3 protein-coding genes and 1 pseudogene are annotated in these 3786 nt (G+C 71.2%); 2 read left to right on the top strand and 2 right to left on the bottom strand.

Features of this window, described 5'->3' with window-relative positions; genetic code table 11:
• Window positions 1-1077 precede the first annotated feature (1077 nt).
• Together ACIG5E_RS39160 and ACIG5E_RS39155 are read right to left on the bottom strand one after the other, a co-directional pair.
• Entirely contained in the window at window positions 1078-1365 is a 288-nt protein-coding gene (locus ACIG5E_RS39160) for a DUF6303 family protein (protein WP_396542046.1), read from the bottom strand.
• Window positions 1366-1403: 38 nt separating this feature from the next.
• Window positions 1404-2111 carry a GntR family transcriptional regulator gene (locus ACIG5E_RS39155; RefSeq protein ID WP_396542044.1) on the bottom strand — a complete coding sequence of 236 codons (708 nt, stop codon included), beginning with the start codon at window positions 2109-2111 and terminating at the stop codon, window positions 1404-1406.
• Window positions 2112-2284: 173 nt separating this feature from the next.
• On the opposite strand from ACIG5E_RS39155, the gene traA reads away from it, so the two are divergent.
• Together traA and ACIG5E_RS39145 are read left to right on the top strand one after the other, a co-directional pair.
• Window positions 2285-2830 (top strand): plasmid transfer protein TraA, encoded by a 546-nt coding sequence (traA, locus tag ACIG5E_RS39150; protein ID WP_396542042.1) that lies wholly within the window; start codon window positions 2285-2287, stop codon window positions 2828-2830.
• 13 nt (window positions 2831-2843) lie between these two features.
• Window positions 2844-3786 (top strand): annotated as a pseudogene (locus ACIG5E_RS39145) (sporulation protein SsgA); the annotation flags it as partial.

Genomic DNA, 3786 nt, shown 5'->3' with positions numbered 1-3786 from the left:
GGTGCTCATCGTCGGATCGGACGTGGAGCGGGCGCCTGTGAGTGCTCATCCGACCATGATCCCGGAAGCGTGTCGGCGCTCACCCGGACACCAAAAAGGCCGCCCGTGGGCGGCCGTATCGTCACTGCAAAGTGACGATACCTTAGCACTCCAGATGATCATGAAGCCTCGGACCGGGGTGTTCTGGGGCGGTGGATGGCACACGAGTGGGGCGGCGCCCCTCGAAATGCAAGAGATGTCATCGACCGCCGGGCCGGAGATGCAAGAGCTGTCACGGACGCGGTCGTCGCTGGGGCGGCTCGAAGTGTCAGAGGTGTGATCGACCGGGGTCATCTCGAAGTGCATGAGGTGTGACCGTTCTGGATCTTGGGTTTTGTCTCACGCGTGAGACAACTCCGTCGGGTCGTGATGCAAGGGTGTGTCGCCCAAATTCATCATCATCACGGCGCGGAACGACCGGTCGGCGGTGGCCAAGGTGCGCGCACGCGTGCGCGTACGTCGTGCGCGCGCGAGGGGCGGGCCAGGCCGGGCTCGATCCGGGTCACCAGGAGTCGGACGGGATCGAAGCCGCGGGCGAAGATGCCGGCGCCTTGCGGTGGGTGACCGGCCATCGTCCTTGACCCACGGGTGGGGGCCGTGGCGGGACTCCCCGGTGGGCGGCAGGCCTGCCCGAACCGCCCCGTCGCGGGCCCCCGTCCTGCTCTCCAGTCGGAAGCGATCCGCTGGCGGTCGGAACGGGGGTCTGTGGCGGGGTGGTATCGCCCTTGGGTGTCGCCCGCCGGGGAGTCCCGCCATACGGTCCACGCCCGCCCCGACGCACGTCGCACTCGACATCGAGGCCCCCGACTCCCCGGAGGTGGCCGGGGGTCCGGCGGGCGGAGCCCCCGGGATCTGTGACCGGGACTGACGCATCCTCGGCGGCCGTCGCCCGGCAGCCCGGGGCGGAGACAGGAGGGCGGCCGGAGCGGGCGGCCGCCGGGCCGCCGCGCGGCCCCTTGAACCAGTAGAGAAAGTTTGAACGCAGACGCCCCCGCTCCGAAGATCAGAGCGGGGGCGTCAGGTGGACCGGGGTGGTGGTCAGTCCTCCAGCGGGCGGACGTGGGCGACGCTGCAGAGCTTCACCACAGCGTGCGGGTCGTCCTCCCAGGGCTGGGTCTCGCACCAGTCCCACTCCGGAGCCCCGGTGGCGTACTGGAAGCCCATGTCTTCCAGAGCGACGCCGCGCTGTTGGATGGTCGGCGGGTTGCCGGTGGACCAGGCGGCCTCGGGCCAGTCGGCGACGCGGCCGGGCACCATGACGAACAGGCGCCAGCCGGGGTTGTCGGGCTGGTTGCTGACGAGCTGAGCGCGGTAGGTGTCGGTCATGGGGCTGGACTCATCCTCTCGACGGGGTGGGGCTGGGGCTACAGCGGGGTGGTCCAGCGCAGGACGGTGGAGCCGTGGGCCACCTTCACCGCGACCTCTACGATCCGGCCGTCCGAGAGCCAGGCGGTTCGGACGACCTGGGTCACGACGGTGGAGCCGGTGAGGCCGAGCGCCTCCAGCTCCTGCACGGTGGCGAGGCGCGAGGTGACCTCCTCCAGCACCCGCGACTGGGGGGAGCCCAGCCGCTCGGCGGCCAACTCGCGCGACCCGCCGGTGGAGACAGCCTCGGTCAGCTCGGGGGTGGCCTCGATGACGTAGGCCGGGTAGTACGAGCTGGACATGTGGGTCGGCACGCCGTTCCTGCTGACGACACGGCGGCGGACGTGCACGGGGCTGCCCGGCTCGATCTCCAGACGGGCGGCCACGACCTCATCGGCGCCGACCGTCCCGATCTCGACGATCCGGGAGCTCTCTTCCTTGGCCAGCGCCCGCCCGGTCGAGGCCCAGGTGCGCACGCGGGCCGCGACATTCGAGCTGCCGGGGTCGGCGACCACGGTCCCGCCGCCGGTGGTGGCCTTGGTCAGGCCGTTCTCCCGGAGCACCCGAAACGACCTGCTGGCCGTCTGCTGCGCGACGCCCCACTCCTGCATGACCTCTCGCTGCGTCGGCAGCCGGTCCCCGGGGGCCAGCTCTCCCGACTCGATCAGCTTGGTGTAGTGCGCCGCAATCTCGGCATATCCGGCCATCGGTCCCTCCTCTCGGTGTCGCGGTTGGTCTACCGCGCTACCTACGACGGTAGACCACGAGGCACGTGCATCACTAGGGGGTAGTGCAAATCCGCGTTTTGGTCTACTGTCGGTGATGCAAACAGCCCGCCGGGTCACCGGATAGGGCTCGGCCTCGCCATGGGGAGACCACAGTGGTCGACACGTCGAAGAGCACGTCAGGCACCACCAGCGGCACCACCGGCGGCACCAACAGCAGCCGCACCCGCAACGGCTTCGGCTCCGGGGCGACGTTCGCCCCCGGGATCAGCATCAACGTCAACAAGAACACCGGCGGTGCCGGCGTCCCGCCGCAGATGGGTGCCGCCGCGAACCCCGGCGCGGGGGCGGCCCGCAACAGCCAGCTCGCGCTGCCGGAGCCCGCGTTCTACTCGGCCGCCGACGTGCGGTCCTACTGCGAGGCCCTGCGGGCGTTCGCCTCCTACTCCGCGATCGAGGTTGAGGTCGCGGCCGAGATCCTCAAGGCCGCCCTGGAGCAGGCCCCCGGCGTCCCGGGTGACCACGTCTTCCAGTCGAAGATGCGGGCCCGCTCGGTGGCCAAGAAGCTCGGCAAGGCCGCCGACGCGCTGACCGACGCGGCGAAGGATGCCGCCGCCGCGTGGGCCGCCTTCCAGCGTGAGTACGCCGACGTCATGGCCCCCCGCCCGGCCCAGCAGCAGCACCGTCCGTTCCAGTTCTGAGAGGAGTACGACCGTGTCGAAGAAGGACACCGACCCGGAGCTGCAGCACCGGGAGAACCTGGAAGGCGCCAGCACCGGCCGGGGAATCGCGGCGTGGATCGCCCACCGGGCCAAGCCCTACACCCCGCCGTGGATCCTGACCGGCGCGGTCGGGATCGCCGGGTCCGCCGCGTCCTTGGAGTGGCAGGGGTCGGCGGCGGCCGGTGTCGGGCTCACCCTCGGCTCCGTCGCGCTGACGGGGATGACCTGGTGGGCGGGTCGCACGACCAGCCCGCAGCGTCGCCTGCACTCGGCCGTCACGGTGGCCGCCGCCTCGGCCTGGGTGACCGGGGCCGCGCTCGCGGGCCCGATGGCCGGTCCGCTGCCGGACGCCTTCCTGATGGGCGGCCCGGTCGTGGCTCTGTCCTGGAACATCCGTCAGGTGATGCGCCGCAACCCCGACGCGGTCCAGACCGCCAACGACACGGACGGCTCGCTGCTGGAGAAGGTGAAGCTCGCCGGGGCGAAGATCCGCCGCACCGAGGTCGAGCCGAACCGCGTCACCGCCGAGCTGTCCCTGCCCGCCGGGGAGATGACCAACAACGATGTCACCCGCGCGCTGCCGAACATCGCCTCCGCCCTGGACGTCGCGACGACGGCTGTGCGGTACCTGCCGGACCCCGACTCCGCCCGCCGGGGCGAGCTGGTGGTCGTGCCCCGGGACATGCTCGCGGACGTGATCGAGTGGGAGATGCCGACCAACGTCGGCGGCTCGATCGCGGACCCGCTGGTCATTGGCCGCTACGACGACGGCTCCCCGCTGCAGTTGTGGCTGCCCGGAGACCCGGAGACCGGCCGCAACAGCACGCACCTGCTGATCTGCGGCATCTCCGGCTCGGGCAAGGGCGACGGCGCGCTGAACATCCTCACCGAGATCATGGGCCGCCGAGACGTGATCGTCTGGCTGTCCGACCCGA

The sequence above is a fragment of the Kitasatospora sp. NPDC053057 genome, from assembly GCF_044546945.1.
Taxonomy (GTDB): domain Bacteria; phylum Actinomycetota; class Actinomycetes; order Streptomycetales; family Streptomycetaceae; genus Kitasatospora.
This window is presented reverse-complemented; position numbering and strand designations above follow the sequence as displayed.

What these genes read in the sequence shown, in the direction of transcription:
- ACIG5E_RS39160 (WP_396542046.1), bottom strand. Translation starts at nt 1,365, where the DNA reads ATGACCGACACCTACCGCGCTCAGCTCGTCAGCAACCAGCCCGACAAC.
- ACIG5E_RS39155 (WP_396542044.1), bottom strand. Translation starts at nt 2,111, where the DNA reads ATGGCCGGATATGCCGAGATTGCGGCGCACTACACCAAGCTGATCGAG.